General features: G+C 62.0%; 19 protein-coding genes. 9 read left to right on the top strand and 10 right to left on the bottom strand.

Annotated features, from left to right (window positions below; all coding sequences use genetic code 11):
- Nucleotides 1-202 precede the first annotated feature (202 nt).
- The 9 genes from K6301_RS16645 to K6301_RS16605 all read left to right on the top strand — a co-directional run bounded on the left by K6301_RS16645 (nucleotide 203) and on the right by K6301_RS16605 (nucleotide 10885).
- On the top strand, nucleotides 203-1366 hold the full coding sequence (locus tag K6301_RS16645) for a sensor histidine kinase (protein WP_247221627.1): 1164 nt from the start codon (nucleotides 203-205) through the stop codon (nucleotides 1364-1366).
- Nucleotides 1367-1773: 407 nt separating this feature from the next.
- Nucleotides 1774-3027, top strand: coding sequence for a transporter substrate-binding domain-containing protein (locus K6301_RS16640; protein WP_247221626.1), 1254 nt, complete (start codon nucleotides 1774-1776; stop codon nucleotides 3025-3027).
- 115 nt (nucleotides 3028-3142) lie between these two features.
- On the top strand, nucleotides 3143-4036 hold the full coding sequence (gene urtB / locus K6301_RS16635) for an urea ABC transporter permease subunit UrtB (protein WP_247221625.1): 894 nt from the start codon (nucleotides 3143-3145) through the stop codon (nucleotides 4034-4036).
- Between the two features lie 3 nt (nucleotides 4037-4039).
- Entirely contained in the window at nucleotides 4040-5188 is a 1149-nt protein-coding gene (gene urtC, locus K6301_RS16630; protein ID WP_247221623.1) for an urea ABC transporter permease subunit UrtC, read from the top strand.
- 10 nt (nucleotides 5189-5198) lie between these two features.
- Complete coding sequence (gene urtD / locus K6301_RS16625) at nucleotides 5199-5948, top strand: urea ABC transporter ATP-binding protein UrtD (RefSeq protein WP_247221621.1); 750 nt, start codon at nucleotides 5199-5201, stop codon at nucleotides 5946-5948.
- The gene (urtE, locus tag K6301_RS16620; protein WP_247221620.1) at nucleotides 5948-6640 is read left to right on the top strand and encodes an urea ABC transporter ATP-binding subunit UrtE; all 693 of its coding nucleotides are present in this window, start codon (nucleotides 5948-5950) and stop codon (nucleotides 6638-6640) included. The genes urtD and urtE overlap by 1 nt, the downstream gene beginning before the upstream one ends.
- Nucleotides 6641-6667: 27 nt before the next feature.
- Nucleotides 6668-7708, top strand: a complete 1041-nt coding sequence (locus K6301_RS16615; RefSeq protein WP_247221619.1) for an aliphatic amidase — start codon at nucleotides 6668-6670, stop codon at nucleotides 7706-7708.
- A 97-nt stretch (nucleotides 7709-7805) separates the two neighbouring features.
- Nucleotides 7806-8603, top strand: a complete 798-nt coding sequence (locus K6301_RS16610; protein ID WP_247221618.1) for a CbbQ/NirQ/NorQ/GpvN family protein — start codon at nucleotides 7806-7808, stop codon at nucleotides 8601-8603.
- A gap of 29 nt (nucleotides 8604-8632) precedes the next feature.
- Nucleotides 8633-10885 (top strand): nitric oxide reductase activation protein NorD, encoded by a 2253-nt coding sequence (locus tag K6301_RS16605; RefSeq protein WP_247221617.1) that lies wholly within the window; start codon nucleotides 8633-8635, stop codon nucleotides 10883-10885.
- Nucleotides 10886-10926: 41 nt separating this feature from the next.
- Here K6301_RS16605 and K6301_RS16600 read toward each other — a convergent pair whose 3' ends face one another.
- From K6301_RS16600 to K6301_RS16555, 10 genes are all read right to left on the bottom strand, one after another.
- On the bottom strand, nucleotides 10927-11517 hold the full coding sequence (locus K6301_RS16600; protein WP_247221616.1) for a HupE/UreJ family protein: 591 nt from the start codon (nucleotides 11515-11517) through the stop codon (nucleotides 10927-10929).
- A 43-nt stretch (nucleotides 11518-11560) separates the two neighbouring features.
- A complete protein-coding gene (locus tag K6301_RS16595) occupies nucleotides 11561-12436 on the bottom strand; it encodes an urease accessory protein UreD (protein ID WP_247221615.1) in 876 nt (291 codons plus the stop codon).
- A complete protein-coding gene (gene ureG, locus K6301_RS16590) occupies nucleotides 12433-13080 on the bottom strand; it encodes an urease accessory protein UreG (RefSeq protein WP_247221614.1) in 648 nt (215 codons plus the stop codon). Before ureG ends, K6301_RS16595 begins: the two co-directional genes overlap by 4 nt.
- 4 nt (nucleotides 13081-13084) lie before the next feature.
- Nucleotides 13085-14797: an urease subunit alpha gene (gene ureC, locus K6301_RS16585; protein ID WP_247221612.1), complete on the bottom strand. Its 1713-nt coding sequence runs from the start codon at nucleotides 14795-14797 to the stop codon at nucleotides 13085-13087.
- 3 nt (nucleotides 14798-14800) lie between these two features.
- A complete protein-coding gene (locus K6301_RS16580) occupies nucleotides 14801-15496 on the bottom strand; it encodes an urease subunit gamma (protein ID WP_247221611.1) in 696 nt (231 codons plus the stop codon).
- A 47-nt stretch (nucleotides 15497-15543) separates the two neighbouring features.
- A complete protein-coding gene (locus K6301_RS16575) occupies nucleotides 15544-16227 on the bottom strand; it encodes an urease accessory protein UreF (RefSeq protein ID WP_247221610.1) in 684 nt (227 codons plus the stop codon).
- Nucleotides 16224-16679, bottom strand: coding sequence for an urease accessory protein UreE (gene ureE, locus K6301_RS16570; RefSeq protein WP_247221609.1), 456 nt, complete (start codon nucleotides 16677-16679; stop codon nucleotides 16224-16226). Before ureE ends, K6301_RS16575 begins: the two co-directional genes overlap by 4 nt.
- Before the next feature lie 216 nt (nucleotides 16680-16895).
- A complete protein-coding gene (locus K6301_RS16565; protein ID WP_247221608.1) occupies nucleotides 16896-17516 on the bottom strand; it encodes an ANTAR domain-containing response regulator in 621 nt (206 codons plus the stop codon).
- A gap of 11 nt (nucleotides 17517-17527) precedes the next feature.
- Nucleotides 17528-18676, bottom strand: coding sequence for a transporter substrate-binding domain-containing protein (locus K6301_RS16560; RefSeq protein WP_247221607.1), 1149 nt, complete (start codon nucleotides 18674-18676; stop codon nucleotides 17528-17530).
- Nucleotides 18677-18956: 280 nt separating this feature from the next.
- Nucleotides 18957-19484, bottom strand: a complete 528-nt coding sequence (locus K6301_RS16555; protein WP_247221606.1) for a sarcosine oxidase subunit gamma family protein — start codon at nucleotides 19482-19484, stop codon at nucleotides 18957-18959.
- Nucleotides 19485-19490 lie beyond the last annotated feature (6 nt).

Below are 19490 nucleotides of genomic sequence, written 5' to 3'. Positions count from 1 at the left end.
CTTGCTTCCGAAATCAAGAACACATTCCTGACATTAGCCGGAATGCTGGGTGAGTATTGCCGCCCAGATTTGTTCAAGAAGGCCTATTTCCAGCCATGGCCTTGCTTTCGACGTGCCTGATATCTAATTGAACGCTTGAAGTGGGCAACGACTGTCACCGTGTCGGCTTGTACAGATCTTGAACAATATCCAAGGACACGACTTGACCCGAACACACGATGCTCAACCACCTGTCCAACAACCCGATAAGCACCAACTGGATGTGGATCAAGATCGGCTGAGCGCGCTTTATCAGACTGATCTGATGGACAGCGGCCCCGAGGAACGCTTTGACCGTCTTACAAGGCTGGTCGCGACGACCTTGTCAGTGCCGGTCGCGCTTGTCTCGCTCGTCGATGCCAGGCGGCAATTCTTCAAAAGCACGTTCGGCCTGCCCGAACCATGGAAGACAGAGCGCGAAACACCGCTGACGCACTCATTTTGCCAGCATGTCGTGTCCAGGGCGGCGCCGCTCGTGATACAAGATGCCACCCTCGACCCTCTGGTCTGCGATAATCTTGCTATTCCCGAATTGAGTGTTCGCGCCTATCTCGGTGTTCCCCTTGTCAATGACGACGGGCACGTCCTTGGATCGCTGTGCGCCATCGACTCGGTGCCGCGCCAGTGGACGGCACGCGATCAGGAAATTCTCGAGGATTTGGCCAAACTCGTGGAAGAGCAGATAACACTTCGCGAGCGAGTTGCCGAAATGGCGCGGTTCGACGCGCAGCGGGCGCTTATCCAAGGTGAGCTTGCTCATCGTATCAAGAATATTTTCTCGGTCATTTCCAGTCTGCTCATCGTGTCATCGAGAACGGAGACCGATCTCGAAGGCTTCGTGCAAAGTGTCACCGGACGGATCCAGGCGCTCAGCAAGGCCAACGACTTCATCATCGAAGTTAAACCAGACGGCGATGGCTTTAACGGCGGACTTGCAGGGTTGATCGATGCGCTGCTCGCACCCTTCAAGCGCAACGACCTACAGGTCATCGTCTCCTGCCCGGCAATGTCCGTCGGCGAAAAAGCGGCCTCAGCCCTCGCCCTTGTCATCCACGAGCTTGCAACCAACGCGGCCAAATACGGAGCGCTTTCGACGGTCGATGGCTACATCGATCTGACGTGCCGCTGCGACGGTGAGACGTTCCAGATCGTCTGGCGAGAAGTTGGCGGGCCTCCGCTTACGCACGAGCCGTCCAGAAAAGGATTCGGAACCCGAATGGTTACGAGGACCGTCGAGGCGCAGCTTATGGGAAAGCTCGATCGAAATTTCCTGGCTGACGGGCTGATCGTAACGCTCGACATGCCCTCATCCATGCTCCAGCGATAGCGCGGTTCGTTCCGGGTCATGTGCTAGCTGAAGACGATGCCGCCATCCACGTTCGCAATAAAGCGCGCTTTTCGTTTTACATCGTGAGCGTCTCGCCTCTCCAGGCCAATCTATGCCGCACTGCAAAAAAGGCTTGCATCGATCCGTAAAAAATGGTTGGCTTCAAGTGTAAGCCTCTTTAGATAGAGGCATATTTCGCGCGGAACACAGTGTTGTCGTTCGCGCAGGGCAAGGAAGCCTGAGCACTCTGACGAGTTGCTTGGGCTTTTTCTGTTTCCGACAGGGATGTCGGTGATCGTCTGCCAGCCCCTCGATGAATACGCCGGAGCCCCTGGCTGCGCTGCGCGCGGGGAAGCTTTACCCATTCCAAACAAAAAAACCCAATCCTTCAGAGGCGGAGAACCTTTATGTCCATGAATCGTCGTCGGTTTCTTTCGACATCCGCAGGCGTTGCCGGCCTGCTCGCAGCCCCCACCATCCTTCCCCGGCAGCTTTTCGCGGCCGATACGATCAAGGTCGGGTCCATCTTCTCGCTGACGGGCGGCCTTTCGATCGTCGAACGCTCGCTGAACGATGCGACGCGGATGGCGGTCACCGAGATCAACGCCGCCGGCGGCGTGCTCGGCAAGCAGATCGAGGTCATCGCCGAGGACGGTGCATCCGATCCAAAGAACTACAACGAAAAGGCGTCCAAGCTGCTGCTTCAGGATCGCGTCAGTTCGGTCTTCGCCTGCTACACCTCGGCAAGCCGCAAGGCCGTCCTTCCGGTCTTCGAGCGCCGCAACGGCCTGCTGTTCTACCCGACTTACTACGAAGGCTTCGAATGCTCGAAGAATGTCGTCTATACCGGCGCTGTTCCGAACCAGCAGCTTTCGAACTTCATTCCCTGGATCATCAAGACGCTCGGCAAGAAGAAGTTCTTCATCGTCGGCTCGAACTATATCTACCCGCGCGAAATGGCCAAGGTCTCCAAGGTCCTGATCGAGCAGAACGGCGGCGAATGGGTCGCCGACGAGTATCTCGAGCTCGGTCACTCCGAATGGGCGTCGATGGTTTCGAAGATCAAGAGCTCGGGCTGCGACGTCGTGCTTTCGAACGTCGTCGGCGATTCGGTCATCGCCTTCTATCGCGAATTCAAGAACCAGGGCCTTTCCCACGAAACCCTGCCGATTTGCGCGACAGTGACGTCGGAAATCGAAATCGCCGCCATGGGCGCGGAATATGCCACAGGCAGCTACACGTCCTTCCCCTACTTCCAGGCGATCGACACGCCTGCAAACAAGGACTTCGTGGCGCGCTACCGCAAGTTCGTCGGTGACGAAAACGCCGTGACCCACCACGCACTCGAATCCTCCTATTTCCAGGTCTATCTGTGGAAACAGGCGGTGGAGAAATCCGCTGACACGACGACGGAAGCCGTTCGTGCCGGCGTCGGCGGCCAGACCTTCGACGCTCCCGGCGGCAAGGTCACCGTCGAGGCCGAGAACCTGCACACCGCCCTCACCCCGCGCATCGCTCAATGGCAGGCAGATGGCCAGGGCAAGATCGTCGACGCCTATGCCGCGCCCGAATATCCCCTGCCTTACGTCGCCTACGGCGAAAAGCAGGACAACCTCTTCTGCACAGCATCGGGCCTCGATACGTCCAAGCTGCCCGGCTGATCCGGCTTCAGCGTCCGGGGCCGGCATCGCGCTGATGCCGGCCCCCGGCAAACCGCCGCGCACGGGATCGCCGGCGGCATGACTGCATTCGAAAACCTGAACCGGGAGAGTCCATATGCTGGACACCATCTTCATCGGCCTGAGCATCGGTTCCGTCCTGCTGCTGGTGGCTTTGGGCCTTGCCATCACCTATGGCGCGATGGGCGTGATCAACATGGCGCATGGCGAAATGGTGATGATCGGCGCCTATACGACAGTGCTCGCGTCGATCTATCTCGGGGTTGGCCTGCTTGCGGCCATTCCTATCGCCTTCGTCGTCACGGCACTGGTCGGCTTCGCGATCGAGCGAACGATCGTCAGCCGCCTCTACGGCAGGCTGCTTGACACGCTGCTGGCGACGTGGGGCGTCGCGATCCTGCTCCAGCAGGCCGTGCGGCTTTCCCTGGGACTTGCCTTCTTCGGCATCACGATCAATGGCCTTGGAACCGGCCTACAGAATGTCCGCGTGCCGGAGTATCTGTCAGGCGTGGTCTCCATCGGCGGCGAACAGATCAGCCTCTACCGCGCCTTCATCATCGTGGTGACGATCGTCATGACGTTGCTGACCTGGTTCCTGATGTATCGTACGTCACTGGGCGCCCAGGTCCGCGCCATCATGCGCAATCCCGACATGGCAGCTGCCTGCGGCATCGACGTCGCGCGAGTGAACGCACTGACATTTGCCTATGGTTCCGGCCTTGCCGGTGTTGCGGGCGTCATGATGTCGGGTTTCAAGACGGTCTTCCCGGACATGGGTACGCCGATGGTCGTCGACGGCTTCCTCGTGGTCGTCACAGGTGGCGTCGGCAGCCTGCTCGGCACCGTGTTGTCGGCCGGATTGCTCGGCCAGATCAATGGCCTGACCGCCTCCGTCAGCAACGACATCATCGCCCGCGCCGTCATTTTCGCGGTGGTCGTCGCCATCATCGTGTGGAAGCCCTCGGGCCTGTTCTCCTACAAGGGACGCTGATCGATGCAGGTTTCAAAAAATACGCTCTCGCTTGCGACCTATGGGGTTTTCATCCTCCTTATCCTCGCCGCACCCCTTTACTTCGACGTGTTCTGGTTGAACCGTTTCTCCAAGTTCCTTGTCTTCGGCATGCTGGGCATCGCCATGGCGCTTTGCTGGGGCTATGCGGGTATTCTCAATCTCGGCCAGGGGCTGTTCTTCGGCCTCGGTGCCTATGCCATCGCAATGTCGATGAAGCTCGCGAGCCCGACGAGCCTTGCCCAGGGCTCGGACATGCCCATTCCGGATTTCATGTTGTGGAACGCCGAGCCGGGCGCACCGATCGACCTTTGCTGCATCACAAGCGGCTCGTTCTTCTGGATCCCCTTCAAGAGTCAGTTCGTGGGTGTCGCGATGAGCCTAGTGATCCCGACGGCGGTGGCCTTCGTCATCGGCTCCATCATCTTCCGCAAGCGCATATCCGGTGTCTTCGTTTCGATCATCACGCTGGCGGTCGTTCTGCTGGTCCGGCTTCTGGTGGTCGAGGCACAGCCCTTCACCAACGGGTTCAACGGATTGACCGACCTCGGCTACCTCACCGTATTCGGCCATGAATTCGATCCCTATTACGTATCGACCTATTATCTTATCGCGATAAGCCTGATCGTCGTGCTGCTCGCCACCCGCCTCCTGGTCTCAACACGCAGCGGCCTCATCCTGCAGGCCATTCGTGACGACGACCGGCGCGCACGCTTCCTCGGCTTCGACGTGCCCGCCTACCAGATCTTCTTCTTCTGCGTCTCGGCGGCGATCGCGGGTTATGCCGGCATGCTCTACGTCGTCGCCGCAGAGTTCGCCTCGCCGACCTTCATGGATCTTGCCTTCTCCATCACCATGGTCGTGTGGGCTGCCGTCGGCGGGCGCAATTCCCTGCTCGGTGCCTGCATCGGCGCGATCCTCATCAACATGATCGAGGCGACGGTCAGCGAAACACCGCAACTCGTCGAGGCATGGAAGGTGGTCATGGGCCTTGCCTTCGTCCTCGCCGTCCTGTTCCTGCCGCGCGGCATTGCCGGCCTCATCAACCGTCTCGGCGATCTCCTGGTGCGCACGCCCGCCCCCAAGGGGCGGCAGGCGGATGCCGGCGAGACCGCGCCGGCCCGCGCAAACTAAGGGGGCAGCCATGAGCACAGCAAGTCTTACCATTGACGGCCTGACCGTCGATTTCTCGGGCTTCAGGGCCGTCGACAACGTCTCGACCGTCGTCGATGCCGGCGAACTGCGCGTCCTGCTCGGCGCGAACGGCGCCGGCAAGACCACGCTGATGGACCTCATCTCCGGCAAGACGCCGGCGACGGCGGGCCGCGTCTATATCGGCGATACTGCCGTTACCGGCCTTCCCGAGCACGCCATCGCCCGTGCCGGCCTGGGGCGCAAATTCCAGATCCCGAGCGTGTTCCGCGAGTTGACGGTGCGCCAGAACCTGGAAGTGGCGGCATCGCCGAACCCCGGCGTCTTCGCCAACCTGCGCTTTGCCCTGCCGGGCGCGGCGAGACGGCGCACGGACGAGATCCTTCATCTCGTCGGCCTCGCCGACCGGCAGAGCGCCGAGGCCGGAACGCTGAGCCACGGTGAAACGCAATGGCTGGAGCTCGGCATGCTGATCGCGCAGAAGCCGAAGGTCATCCTGCTCGATGAGCCGACCGCCGGCATGACGGAGGCCGAGACAATGAAGACGGCCGAGATCATCAAGCAGATGCGCGGCGCCCACACGCTTGTGGTCGTCGAGCATGACATGGCCTTCGTCAAGGAAATCGCCAATCGCATCACCGTGATGCATCTCGGCAAGGTGCTTGCCGAAGGCAACGTCGAAGATATCGAGAAGAACCAGGCCGTGCGCGATGCCTATCTCGGATCGAAGGGGATCGTGTGATGTTGGAACTTGAGAGGGTCAACAGTTTCTATGGTCGCAGCCACGCCCTGCATGACCTGACCGTAAGGATTCCGGACGGCAAGATAACGGCAATCGTCGGACGGAACGGCACGGGAAAGACGACGCTTCTGAAGACGATCATGGGACTGTCCGTCAAGTCGAGCGGACGCATCATGCTCAAAGGGCAGGACCTTGCATCGGAGCCGACGCATCGCCGCGCCCGCGCCGGCATTGCCTATGTCCCGCAGGGTCGCCAGATCATTCCGGATTTTTCGGTGCGCGAGAACATCCTGATGGGAGGCTTTGCCTCGCCGTCGGGACGGAAGATCCCGGAACTGGTGCCGGAGCTGTTTCCCTACTTGAAGGACAACATGGACAGGCCCGGCGGCCTTCTCTCCGGCGGACAGCAGCAGCAGCTCGCGATTGCGAGAGCCCTTGCCGCAAAACCCTCGATCCTGCTTCTCGACGAGCCCACCGAAGGCATCCAGCCCAATATCGTCGAGGATATCCAGAACGTCATCATCCGGCTGAACCGGGAGGAAGGCCTGTCCATCGCGCTCGTGGAGCAGAACGTCGCCTTCGCGCGCAAGGCAGGCGACCATTTCGCGCTCTTGGAAAAAGGCCGCGCGGTCGCAACGGGATCGATCGAAGGCCTCACGGACGAGCTCATCCATCGTCACATCGCCGTCTAGTTTTTCACAAGAGGAAAGGGCACCAGCATGCAACATGGAGACATCGTCTCGACCAGCGATTCCGTCGGCGTCGCGGTCGTGAACTACAAGATGCCGCGCCTTCACACCAGGTCGGAGGTCCTCGCCAATGCCTGCAAGATCGCCGACATGGTCGTCGGCATGAAGCAGGGCCTGCCCGGCATGGATCTCGTGATCTTTCCTGAATACTCGACCCACGGGATCATGTACGATCCGAAGGAGATGTACGAAACCGCGTCCCAGATCCCCGGCGAGGAGACGGAAATCTTCGCCGAGGCCTGCCGCACGGCCAAATGCTGGGGCGTCTTCTCCCTGACCGGTGAACGCCATGAGGATCATCCGAACAAGGCCCCGTACAACACGCTGATCCTGATGAACGACAAGGGCGAAATCGTCCAGAAATACCGCAAGATCATGCCATGGGTGCCGATCGAAGGCTGGTATCCCGGTGATTGCACCTATGTCTCGGAAGGGCCGAAGGGCATGAAGATCAGCCTGATCATCTGCGATGACGGCAACTACCCGGAAATCTGGCGCGACTGCGCGATGAAGGGCGCTGAACTGATCGTGCGTTGCCAGGGCTATATGTATCCCGCCAAGGAACAGCAGATCGTCATGGCGAAAGCCATGGCTTGGGCCAACAACAGCTATGTCGCTGTCGCCAACGCCGCCGGTTTCGATGGTGTCTACACCTATTTCGGCCATTCCGCGATCGTCGGCTTCGATGGCCGGACGCTCGGCGAGTGCGGCACCGAGGAGATGGGCATCCAGTTCGCCCAATTGTCGATCCCGCTGATCCGCGAGGCTCGCGCCAAGGGACAGGGCCAGAACCATCTCTACAAGCTGCTGCATCGTGGCTACACCGGCATGATCAATTCCGGCGAGGATCCGCGCGGCACCTGCGCCCTTCCCTTCGAATTCTACCGCAAATGGACGAACGATCCGGAGGGTACCCGCGACATGGTCGAAGCCATGACACGCAGCGCGCCGGGGGTCGAGGATTGCCCGATCGAAGGCATTCCGACGAAAATCGCCTCAGGTCATCGCTGAGACGCGCCACCTGATTTGCGTTCCCTGCTCGGAACTTCCTGCGCCCGGTTGCCGGCGCGGGCTTTCAGGGAAGGCGCGACCGTATCGGAAGACACGCATGAGCCTCGATCAATACGCAATCACGCAGGAGCCCTTTTACGCCCCCACCGGCGACGAGACGGCCTATTTCAAGGCCGCCTATGCCGAACGCGTGCCGTTGATGCTGAAGGGGCCGACGGGCTGCGGCAAGACGCGCTTTATCGAGCACATGGCCTGGAAGCTCGGCCGGCCACTCGTGACGATCGCCTGCCACGAAGACATGACCGCGGCCGATCTCGTGGGGCGCTTCCTGCTCGAGGGCGGCGACACGGTCTGGAAGGACGGGCCGTTGACCCAGGCCGTTCGCGGCGGCGCCATCTGCTATCTCGATGAGATCGTGGAGGCCAGACAGGACACGACCGTCGTCATCCATCCCCTCACCGACCAGCGCCGGGTCTTGCCACTGGAAAAACGCAACGAGCTCGTCGCGGCGCATCCCGACTTCTTCCTGGTGATCTCCTACAATCCCGGCTACCAGAGCGCCGTCAAGGACCTGAAGGAATCCACCAAACAACGTTTCGCCGCCATCGATTTAACCTATGCGGATGCCACGCTCGAACGCGCGATCGTCGCGAACGAGGCCGGCATAGACGAGGACCTTGCCAAGCGGCTCGTCGCCATCGCCGCGGCCTCGCGAAACCTGGCCGGCAAGGGGCTCGATGAGGGGGCATCGACCCGTACGCTCATCCGGGCGGGACGGCTGATTGCGCGTGGCATCGCGCCGGCGGACGCCTGCGACCTCGCCATCGTATCGCCGCTGACCGACGACGTCGACATTCGCGGTGCGCTGCGCTCGGTCGTGGCCGCATGCCTCTAGCCTCCGAGCAGACAGGCGGGACGGATACGATGGACCCGATCGAGCGGGAACTTCGCGACCGGCCGGATATCCTGGACGCCTACCGCTTTGCCAGCCGGAGAATATCACCGCACCTGTCGGCGGAGGAAGCCGCAGCGTGGAGGGCCGGTATCCTGCAGCTTTACCGGGTCAATGCCGGCCCCCGACTGCTGCGCGCTCTGTGGATGCTGCAGGCTCGCATCCTGCCGCAGACGCCCGGCTCCTGCCTTCCGGCGCTTACGGATGCGGTCCGCATCCTCTGCCATGAAAGCGGCGCCCGGGCGGCCGGCGACCTCATCGAGGCCATCACCGGAAAGCTGGTCTTCTGCGAGGACGGCCGGAAATGGCAGGCGCTGCTGGCCGGCCTTGCCGCGGTCTGCGTGCGGGCGCCGGAAGCAACCGGCGCGATTGCCTCCAGTCTTTCGCCTCTCCTCGACCGGCTGGACGCGAGCGACATCCCCGGCTGGGCGGAGGACGCCGTCAGGCTTTATCCCGCCGACCGCCGTAGCCGGCTGCGCTACTTCGCCCTTGACGATCCGGCTGCCCGTCATCGTCTTGCCGCACATGAAGGGGCCGTGCGGTTCGACGCGCACCGGGAGCGGCTGTCCTACCTTGCCCGCGCCCTCTTCGCCCGTGACCTGATGGTCCAGCCCGTCGTCACCGAGACCCGGCGGGCATCGGCAAGAACACGCCTCGCCGGCCCCGTCATCCTCATGCCGGACCTCGCCCCGCCGATGTCCAGGGACCGGTCACCGGCCTATTTCGAGGCGGCCGCAGTGCACGCCCTCTGCCACCAGCGCTTCACGACGCGGCGTTTTTCGCCCGGCCGGATGAAGCCCTTGCAGATGGCGCTCGTATCGCTGCTGGAAGACGCCCGGGTCGAACGCCTTGCCATCCGGGATTTTTCCGGCCTCCGTTCGCTCTTCCTCCCATTCCACACGGCGGCAGCGACAAACGCGCGCTCTGCCGGTGCCCTCATGGCACGCCTTGCGCGGGCGCTGGCCGATCCATCCTTCAACGACGACGATCAATGGGTCGGCAAGGGACGCGCGTTGTTCGAGGCGGCCTTTGCCGAGACGCCGGAAGACCAGTCTTTCTGCGAAACGATAGCGCGCGTGCTCGGGCACGATCTCGGCCAGATGCGCATTCCATTCGACGCGAAATCCTACATCGTGGAGCCGATCTATCGCGACGACGGCGTCGGTCTTTTCGACATGGACGAGCGCGAGGAAAATGAACCCGACCCACAGGAGATCGTGCTCGAAGGTGCGCGCATCGAACAGGCCGACGATGCCGAAGACGAGCCCGGGACCGAGACTGGATCGGCAAGGCACCAGCCCGCAGATCAAGAGGATGACAGGGGGCCGGTTCTCGGCGTCTACCGGGAGTGGGATTATCGGCTGCATTCCGACGCGCTTGCCGAGGCAAGCGTTCGCGCTGCCACCGTTCCAACGATTGCCGCCCCCAACTGGCTTGACCGCGCGATGGGCGAGCGCCGCCGAGAAGCCGAACGGATCGCGGCGCTGGTCCGCCGTGCCCGGATGGGGCGACCGCAACGCGGGCGGCGGCGCATGGAAGGTGACGATATCGACCTCGACATGCTGGTCGAAACCATGATCGCCAGGGCGAGCGGACAGACACCCGATCCGCGCATCTACTCCGTGAAGCGCCGCATTGAGCGCGACGTGGCGTTGACGGTCCTGATCGACAGTTCGCAATCGACGGAAGCGGCGGTCGCCCCGGGCGGCGCGACGATCCTCGAAACGGCGGCTCTGGCAACGGGCCTGTTCGCCGAAGCGCTTGACAGGCTGCGCGATCGCTTCGCCGTGTACAGCTTTTCCTCCGACGGGCCGGAGAATGTACGCCTCGCCACGATCAAGGATTTTCAGGAGGGTTTCGGCCCCGTGACGGAGCGCCTTGCTGGCCTCACCCCTGGCCTTTCAACCCGCATGGGCGCAGCGTTGCGACACGTCTCTGTCGGGCTAGCGTCGCAATCCGCATTTCGCAAGGTCCTGCTCGTCATAACCGATGGCGAGCCGTCCGACCGTGACGTGACCGACCCCGACTATCTCATCGAGGATGCGCGCCATGCGGTTGCCCAGGGTCGCGACCGGGGGCTGGACCTCTTCTGCATCGCGCTCGGCGAGCATGCCGACCGCTCCGCCAGCCGCATTTTCGGCCGGCGCAATACCTCCCTCGTTCAGCGTGTCTCGGACTTGCCCGCGCGGCTTTCGGAGCTTTACTTCCGCTTGACGGTCAGCTGAACGGCGAGCCGGCGGAAGACATCTCCCGCCGGTTGTTTTGCTCAGGCAATGCCGAAGACGAGGCCGAGGCCGACAAGCGCTGAAAAACCGCCGATCAGCCGCGCCGGCATCGGCCCGGCTGCCTTCGTGAGGAAACCGATCGCCAGACCGCCTGCATGGAGAAGAGCCGTCGCGAGGAGGAAGCCGACTGCGTAGGAGTCACCATCGGCCGCGGAGGGCATTTCCGCGCCATGGGCGTAGCCGTGAAAGATCGCGGAGGCGCCGACGAGCACGACCGAAGCCACTGCGGGCAGGCGCGCGCCGAACGCAAGCATTGCACCGAGCAGCACAACGGACAGGGCGATACCAAGCTCAAACATCGGTACGCCGACGCCGGCAATGCCCAGCACACCGCCGAGTGCCATGGCGGACACGAAAAGCACAGGCAGCTGCCAGCGATAGGCGCCGCCCATCTGCCAGGCGAGAAGCCCGACGAGCCCCATGGCCATCAGGTGATCCAGACCGCCTACCGGATGCGCAAGGCCGTGAACGAAACTAAAGCTGCCCGTTCCCTGCGTATGGGCAAGAGCCAGCCGCGGAAAGGCGGCGAGGCCGAAAACCGTTGCCGCGGTGGAGAGAATGCGCCTTGTCATGGAATGTCCCTTCTAGGATGTTGCTGATATCTGGCGCGGCACGTCATTTGCGCCGCGGTGCCGGTGGCGTGCCGAACCTGGCCATGACGGCGGAACCGAAAAGGGTGGAGGCGAGCTGCTTTGCCGCCCGTGCATTGGTCGAAAGGCAGCGCACACACCAGCCCATCCCGCCGGGCAACGCGCTGATGCCGGCAAGCGCGTCCTCCGTTTCGAGTTCTCTGCGCAGGTGCTCACGGTCCGGCAGCCGGTCTTGCGGGCCGAGCAGGAGAAAGTTGCTGACGGTCTGCCAGTTCCTGGACCCGGCAAAGGCGGTGGCAAGTCCGTCGCCCGTGATGGAAAACCGTTCCCTGACGAGAAGCCCACCGTCCGGTGTATGGACGCTGACGCCACTCTCGATCCTATCGAAACGGCGGCCCTTCTCGGAGGGATCGTGCCAGGCGAATGCATCCTGGAGCAAGACGACCGCATCGCGATGCATATCCACTGCAATGTGCGTATCGATGGATGCTCCCGGGAAGAGGACAAGCGGGTCCGGTGTATAGGCAATAAACGCATCTGGTCCCACATCGATGAGCGCTTCCTGCGTCGCCGCGCGACCCTGGCAGTCATGCACCACGCTTGCCGCCTGGGTGGTGACATGCGCCGCCGCCTGCGCGCCAATCGTCAGGCGCGTGCGCAGAACGTCGCCCCTGTAAAGGCCACCCGACGAGGATTGCTGATAGGCGGTGAGCAACGCCGGAATGTCGCCGTCAAGCGCGAACGGCCGGGTGAAGTGGAACGGATAGGAGACGAACTGATTGCCGATCCGTGTCACATCGCCATGCCGGTTGAAGCTCAGCTCGAAGCGCCCGGTCCGTGAATCGAGACCGGCATCCTTCGGAAGGCTCGCAGGGTCGGGGGGAGACCAGTGCCGCGTCATTTGAAGAGCAATTGCGTGGCGACGAGATCGACGATCGCCTCCACGCCCTCGTCGGCCCGGCAGTTTGTCAGGGCGATCGGCTTGTCGCCCCGCGCTTTCCGCGCATCCGCCACCATGCTGTCGAGGTTCACGCCGACATGCGGCGCCAGATCCGTCTTGTTGATGACAAGGAGGTCGCACTTCATCAGGCCGGGACCATTCTTGCGGGGGATATCGTCTCCACCCGCGACATCGATGACGAACATCCACCAGTCGACGAGATCGAGGGAGAAGGTGGAGGCGAGGTTGTCGCCGCCGCTTTCGATGATGATCAACTCGGCGTCCGGAAAGGCGATTTCCAGCTCATCGGCGGCGGCGATGTTGAGCGTCGGGTCCTCGCGGATCACCGTGTGCGGACACGCGCCCGCCTCGACCGCAGCGACGCGTTTCGGATCGATCAGCCCTGAACGCCGGAGGCGCTCGGCATCCTCGGCGGTGACGAGATCGTTCGTGACGATGGCGATCGGGATGCCGCGCCCGGCGAAGGCGGGAATCAACCGCTCGATGAGTGCGGTCTTTCCCGATCCGACCGGGCCGCCGATCCCGATCCGGGCCGCGCCGACCCGGGTGACGGCGCTTGTCTTTGACTGGATATGAGCGTTCATCGTATCACCTCAACATGTAGCGCTGGGTCAGAGGCAGCTCGCGCGCCGGCTCGCAGGTCGCCAGATCCCCATCGACGAAGACATCGAAAGTCTGCGGGTCAACGCGGATGTCCGGGCATGCATCGTTGTGCAGCATGTCCCTCTTCGTGAGCCGTCGCGTGCCGACGGACGGCAGCAGCGCTTTGCTCATGCCGAGGTGTCCGCCAAGGTCCGCCTCGATGGCAAGCGGATTGACGAAGCAGGCGGACAGCGCGTTCTTCGCGCCGCCAAAGGCGCCCCATTGCGGGCGCAGCAGGAGCGGCTCGCAGGTCATCAGGGAAGCGGCACTGTCGCCCATCGCGCCCCAGGCAATGAAGCCGCCCTTGATGACAAGCTCCGGCTTGATGCCGAAAAAGGCCGGCCGCCAGATGACGATATCGGCCATCTTGCCGTCTTCGAGGGAGCCGACGAACCTGTCGATGCCGAAGGTGCGTGCCGCGTTGATCGTATATTTCGCGATGTAACGCTTGATGCGCTCGTTGTCCCCTAACCGGGTCGTTTCCTCCGGCAGGCGGCCGCGCTGTTTCTTCATCTTGTCGGCTAATTGCCAGGTACGGCAGATGACCTCGTTGATGCGGCCCATGCCCTGGCTGTCCGAACCGAGCATCGAGATCGCGCCGATATCGTGCAGGATGTCCTCGGCGGCGATCGTCTGCGCGCGGATGCGGCTTTCGGCGAAGGCCACGTCTTCCGGGATTGCCGGGTTGAGATGGTGGCACACCATCGTCATGTCGAGATGTTCGTCGAAGGTGTTGATCGTGTAGGGGTTCGTCGGATTGGTGGAGGACGGCAGACACCACGGCACGCCCGCGACGCGGATGATATCGGGCGCGTGGCCCCCGCCTGCGCCTTCGGTATGGTACATGTGGATGGTCCGCTCCCTGATCGCCGCAAGCGTGTCTTCGAGGAAGCCGGATTCATTCAGTGTATCGGTATGGATCTGGACCGGAAAATCGAGTTCATCTGCGACGCTGAGGCAGGTGTCGATCGCCGCCGGCATCGTGCCCCAGTCCTCGTGGAGCTTGAGCCCGAGGCACCCGGTCTTCAGCTGCTCGACGAGCGAGGCCGGCTTGTGGGAATTGCCGCGCCCCAAAAAGCCGAAGTTGATCGGCCATTGCTCCGATGCCTGCAGCATCTTTCCGACATTGAAGGGCCCGCCGCAGTCGATACCGACGGTAATCGGGCCGAGCGATCCGCCGAGCATGGTGGTGATGCCGGAGGAGATCGCATGCTCGCAGAGTTGCGCGCTGTCGAAATGCACATGCACGTCGATCGCGCCGGCCGTTGCGATGAGGCCCTCGCAGTCGCGTACCGTGGTCGCCGCCGAGACGATCAGGCGCGGATCGACGCCGTCCATGATGGCCGGATTGCCGGCCTTGCCGAAGCCGACGATTTTGCCCTCGCGAATGCCGAGATCCCCCTTGGCGATACCCAGGACGGCGTCGATGACGACGACGTTGCAAAGAAGGAAGTCGAGCGCACCTTCCGCGCTGGTAACACCGGCAGCCAAGCCGGCCCCGTCGCGCAGGGTCTTGCCGCCACCATGAAGGCATTCGTCGCCGTAGACAGCGTGGTCCTTTTCCACCACCGCCACCAGCGTCGTATCGCCGAGAACCACGCCGTCGCCGGTGGTCGGACCGTACATGGCGGCATAGTCACGTTTGCTGATCTTCACCATCGTCTATGCTCCCCGGAATTCGCCGTCACGCGCCTTGGCCAGTGCCCTTCTTCTGGTTTCCTCGTCGCCGGCAAAACCGTTCGTGAGGCCGTTGAGGCCTGACAGAACACGCTCGCCGCCGAAGTCGGTCAGCGCGACTTCCTTTTCCTGGCCGGGCTCAAAGCGCACGGCCGTGCCGGCCGGAATATCGAGACGCATGCCGAAAGCCGCTTCACGGTCGAAATCCAGCGCCCTGTTGACCTCGAAGAAATGATAGTGGCTGCCGATCTGGACAGGCCGGTCGCCAGTATTGACAACATTCAGGCTCCGATTCGACCGGCCCGCATTGAGCTCGATTTCGCCGTCGTCGACGAGCAGGCGGCCGGGCTCGAGGGAGTGGGCTGGTTTTCCCGCGACCGGGCGCACCGGCTCATGGATCGTTACGAGCTTCGTGCCATCCGGGAATGTCGCCTCGACCTGCAGCATGGGGAGCATGCCGGCGACGCCGTCCATCACGTCGTCCTGTGTCAGGATCTGCGATCCCAACGCCATCATTTCCGCGACCGACCGCCCTTCCCTTGCCCCTTCTAGAATTTCGTCGGAAATGATGGCCACCGTTTCGGGATAGTTGAGCTTGAGGCCTTTGGCGCGCCGTTTGCGGGCAAGCTCCGCTGCCGTGTAGATCGTGAGCCGTTCAAGTTCAGTGGGTGTTAGAAGCATCTTTGATCACCTCGGGTTCAAACGATTTCGGCAGAGGAAAGGCATTCTCAGCTTGAAAAAAGGCGCTGGCCGGACGTCTCGTGCACCAACACGGCCAGTTCGCTGAGGGGGGTAAAAGTGGACAGCGGCTCGTCGTCTTCTACTGGCGTGCGCGCCAGGTCTTCGATGACGGGCAGCAGACGGCCGAGCGCTGCCTGCGCTTCGATCGCCCCCAGGATGCCAAGCCGCACCGCCGCCGTCGCGAGCGACATCGCGCATTGATAGCCGCTGACCACCGTCGCATCCGCCTCGCTCATGCCAAGGCCGCTCCAGACAAGGCCCTGCACAACGGGCAGGTGCCCCAGTGCGGTTCCGTCCCGCACGAAGACTGTGTAGTCAGCTGCAGGCTGCGAGCCAAGGCGACGGTGGGCGGTCAGGAAGGCCATGCCGTTGCGCTTCGAGGCGGCGCGAAAGATGTCGATCGTACTCGATGCCTCGACCTCTCGATCAAGACGGACGGTCGCCTCCTTGTCGTCGGCGAGGCGATGAGCGCGCGACAACGCGACACGATCCGCCGTCGCCCATCGATGGGTCAGCTGGTTGCGAAGATAATGCTCGAAATCGAGCCGGCCGATCTTTCCCGCATGCAGGGACGAAGCCTCCAATCCCTGCGAAAAGGCAAAACCACCGGACGGAAAGGCACTGTCCGCATGCTGCAGGAGCAAGAGCAGGCTGGCCGAATTGACGGTCACGACGGGGCAACCTCCGTGACGCTGACGCGGCCGGAGGAAAGGAGAGGTGCAATACGATCCGTATAGGTCTGTGCCGCGCCATCCTGCGCGACGAGCAGGGCCTCTCCGTCGAACTTGACCCGCCAGTGCAGGTTTCCCGCATGATAGCCGAGCTCAAGCGCGGCCTCGGCATTCGTCGGCACGAAGCGCAGCCAGCGCTGCTGGCCCGAACGCACGACCACGGCCTGCTTCTTCTCCAGGTGGAGGACCGCTCCGTCGAAGAGCTTTTGGTCCCTTGGCAGCGCAATGGCGACGGTCAGGCCGGTTCCGGTCGTCTTCATCAAGCGCCGCCTTTCGAGGTCGTCGCCGGAAACCTCCAGGAATTCCACATGCCCGTGATGGGAGACGTGATGCACGCGCTCCGCCATCTGGGGATCGGAAATACTGCCAAGAATGGATTCGACGCGCAGCATGGCGGCTCCTTGTTGGGAGTTCACTGTGTTGAAGGAAGATGGTGTGGCGCCCCTGCGGGCAGCCCGGTGGCTGGTTCTGGTCAACCCTGACCGTCTCCGGCGCAGGACGCCGTAAAACAAAAAACCCGTCGCTCGGAACACCGAACGGACGGGCTACACTGCCGCGCGACCAACAACGCCACTGTCGAAAGTCGCAATAATACCGAGAACTTATCTCTAGCTTTTATTCTTATTGGGGTTGATCCGCACTGTCAACAGTTCATGCGCGTTGATAATGGCGGCGGCCAGCTCATCCATCGGCATGCGCTTGGCCATCGCCTGCTGGCGGATGGTATCGTAGGCGTCGTGCTCGTCCAACCCCTGCGTCTCCATCAGGATTTCCTTGGCCTTAAGAATTTTGTTGTTGCCGGCCAGCTTCCGTTCGAGCTTGCGCATCCGCTTACTCGCCTCCTGGCGCTCGATCCAGAGCGAACGCGCGATCGTGAGGTTCGTCAAAAGCCCGAAAGGGCGGATCGGTCGCTCCACCACGGCAAGGGCGCCGCATTCGAGCACGACCTGAAGCGTGCCGGGATCTTCATAGGACGTCACCGCGATCAGGGTGGGCGGGATACGCTGTGTCACATTGCACAGTTTCAGGATCTGCCGCCGGCTTTCCTGGTCCACGGAAATGAACACAACGTTTGCATTCGGATTGATCGCCTCGGGCAAGGGCCAGGTCGCCTCGCACTTGCAGCCCATCCGGTGGAGATGCTCCACCAACGCCTTTCCTTCCGTGTCGGGCGCATGGATCACCTGGATCAGCAATCCGCGCAAATCTCGCAATACTTGGATGGCCACGGTCTACCTTCCTATGCTTTCAGCGCGAGACGTTCGTTCGTCCAGTCGTCGAGCAACGGCGCGACGAAATACGGGTCGGGCTTGACCCGGTATGGAGATTCCCACACCACGTCGAACTTTCCGAGTTTGTTCACACGGCCGATCCGCGGCCAGAGCTCCGCATGATGATTGGTGGCATCGATCTTGACGAGACCCTGCGGCGCATCGATTTCAAGGCCGCCGAGAGCACGCGCAATTTCGTCGGGATCGTCCGTGCCTGCTATTTCCAGTGCCTTAGCAAAGAGATGCACCTGGAAGTAAGCCGCCTCGGCAGAGGCTGTTACGGGTTCATCCGCACCGAAGCGGGCTTTATAAGCCTTGACAAATTTTTGCGCGGCAGGTGTTCCGAGCGTTTCAAAAAACGGCGAGGATGTCAGGTGGCCTTCCGCCACACCCGGACGCATTGTCTGGATCTCCGCCTCGCTGGTAGACATCGCTGCTATCGGCATACTGGAGGGATCGAAGCCTGCATCGGCATATGCTTCGTAGAGCATCTTTGCGCCTTCCCCGACGACAGTTGAAATCACGGCATCAGGAGAATGTTTTGCGATCTTTTTCATGACGCGCTCGAAATCCTTCGGTTCCGCGTCCATCGGCACGTAAATTTCGTCAAGAATCTTTCCGCGCGATTGCGTCACCAAGTCCGTGATGACGCGATTGTACTCGTACGGAAAAACATAGTTGGAGCCGACCAGCACGAACCGTGTGCCGTATTTGGCCATCAGAAACTGGGCGAGTTGAATTGCGCTCTGGTTCGATGCCGCTCCACTGTAAAAGCATCGCGAGGAGTACTCGAAGCCCTCGTAGAAGGTAGGATAGAAGAGAAGCCCACGATAGGCTTCGATCTCCGGGAGGACCGCCTTGCGGCAAGAAGACATGTAACACCCAAAGATCGTCTTGACTCCATCCTCTGATAATAACCGCCCCGCGAGTTCCCGATATTTCTTCGGTGAACATTGAGGATCGTACGCGACGGATTTCAGAGGCTTTCCGAGCGGACCACCCGATGCATTGACCTCATCGATCGCCAGCATCGTCGCATTCGCCATGGAGATCTCCACCGCGGACGTCACACCCCGCCGCGAAAAGAGAACCCCGACCTGCCACTCGTCTTTCATCATATCCAACGCCCTGGGAAAAAAGCACAAAAAAAGCCCCGCCGCATTGCGATGCGGTCAGAGGCTTCCTTGCCATCCATTTAGGGAACGAACCTGTTCTCCTTTTTGCGAGTTTAATGCGCCGGTAGGTGAATTGCAATCTCTGTTCGGACTGCCGCGTAACGCGATAATCAGCCGATTGTCACCCGCTTCTGCCTGGAGCGCTGGGGTCACGGATTTCACGGCGGTAACCTGCTTCCTATCGATAATGGACATCGCGCGCATACCTTCGGTCGGCGATCGCCTAGCTGAACTCGAGGCTCATTCGGACGAGATCATCCCACAGGCTTTCGGCAAAGCCACGCAGCACGAGGAGTTCGAACGCGTCCTGTTCCGTGCGGGTGATATGTGCTGCGATATGGCCGATAAGTGCCGTAGTCGACTGCCCGACCGGAAACGTAGCATCCGCCAGGTCGATAGCCGTACCCTTGGCGAGGACGTGGGTCGCTTGCGGGCCGCGCACGAGGATGCCAACGCGCCCATGGCTCTGGTCGACGACGTCCGCCACCGGCTTCAGCTTTTGTTCGATTGCGTCGAGATCCTCATACCGCAGAGCGACCGGGCCTACGGCAAACCATTGCCCGACCGATACGGAGCGAAGCGAGAGGCCCGAAAGGGCGGCGTCGCCGATGATCTCCGGCAAGCCGGTATTCGAACGCGCCAGAAGATGCAGGACCGTGCCCGTGGCTAGGGCTTCCAGGCTGACACCGGTGCGCACGACGGGCCTGCGATCGGCCAGGGCGGCGCGCTGCGTGACACGATAGGCTGACATCCAGTT

Source organism: Shinella oryzae (assembly GCF_023038235.1).
Lineage (GTDB): Bacteria > Pseudomonadota > Alphaproteobacteria > Rhizobiales > Rhizobiaceae > Shinella > Shinella sumterensis.
Note: the sequence above shows the minus strand (reverse complement) of the source record. Positions and strands in the feature narration are given on the sequence as shown.

Bases quoted from the DNA above. Each gene is read 5' to 3' on its own strand.
- K6301_RS16640 (WP_247221626.1), top strand. From the start codon at position 1,774: ATGTCCATGAATCGTCGTCGGTTTCTTTCGACATCCGCAGGCGTTGCC.
- urtB (WP_247221625.1), top strand. From the start codon at position 3,143: ATGCTGGACACCATCTTCATCGGCCTGAGCATCGGTTCCGTCCTGCTG.
- urtC (WP_247221623.1), top strand. From the start codon at position 4,040: ATGCAGGTTTCAAAAAATACGCTCTCGCTTGCGACCTATGGGGTTTTC.
- urtD (WP_247221621.1), top strand. From the start codon at position 5,199: ATGAGCACAGCAAGTCTTACCATTGACGGCCTGACCGTCGATTTCTCG.
- urtE (WP_247221620.1), top strand. From the start codon at position 5,948: ATGTTGGAACTTGAGAGGGTCAACAGTTTCTATGGTCGCAGCCACGCC.
- K6301_RS16615 (WP_247221619.1), top strand. From the start codon at position 6,668: ATGCAACATGGAGACATCGTCTCGACCAGCGATTCCGTCGGCGTCGCG.
- K6301_RS16610 (WP_247221618.1), top strand. From the start codon at position 7,806: ATGAGCCTCGATCAATACGCAATCACGCAGGAGCCCTTTTACGCCCCC.
- K6301_RS16605 (WP_247221617.1), top strand. From the start codon at position 8,633: ATGGACCCGATCGAGCGGGAACTTCGCGACCGGCCGGATATCCTGGAC.
- K6301_RS16600 (WP_247221616.1), bottom strand. From the start codon at position 11,517: ATGACAAGGCGCATTCTCTCCACCGCGGCAACGGTTTTCGGCCTCGCC.
- K6301_RS16595 (WP_247221615.1), bottom strand. From the start codon at position 12,436: ATGACGCGGCACTGGTCTCCCCCCGACCCTGCGAGCCTTCCGAAGGAT.
- ureG (WP_247221614.1), bottom strand. From the start codon at position 13,080: ATGAACGCTCATATCCAGTCAAAGACAAGCGCCGTCACCCGGGTCGGC.
- ureC (WP_247221612.1), bottom strand. From the start codon at position 14,797: ATGGTGAAGATCAGCAAACGTGACTATGCCGCCATGTACGGTCCGACC.
- K6301_RS16580 (WP_247221611.1), bottom strand. From the start codon at position 15,496: ATGCTTCTAACACCCACTGAACTTGAACGGCTCACGATCTACACGGCA.
- ureE (WP_247221609.1), bottom strand. From the start codon at position 16,679: ATGCTGCGCGTCGAATCCATTCTTGGCAGTATTTCCGATCCCCAGATG.
- K6301_RS16560 (WP_247221607.1), bottom strand. From the start codon at position 18,676: ATGATGAAAGACGAGTGGCAGGTCGGGGTTCTCTTTTCGCGGCGGGGT.
- K6301_RS16555 (WP_247221606.1), bottom strand. From the start codon at position 19,484: ATGTCAGCCTATCGTGTCACGCAGCGCGCCGCCCTGGCCGATCGCAGG.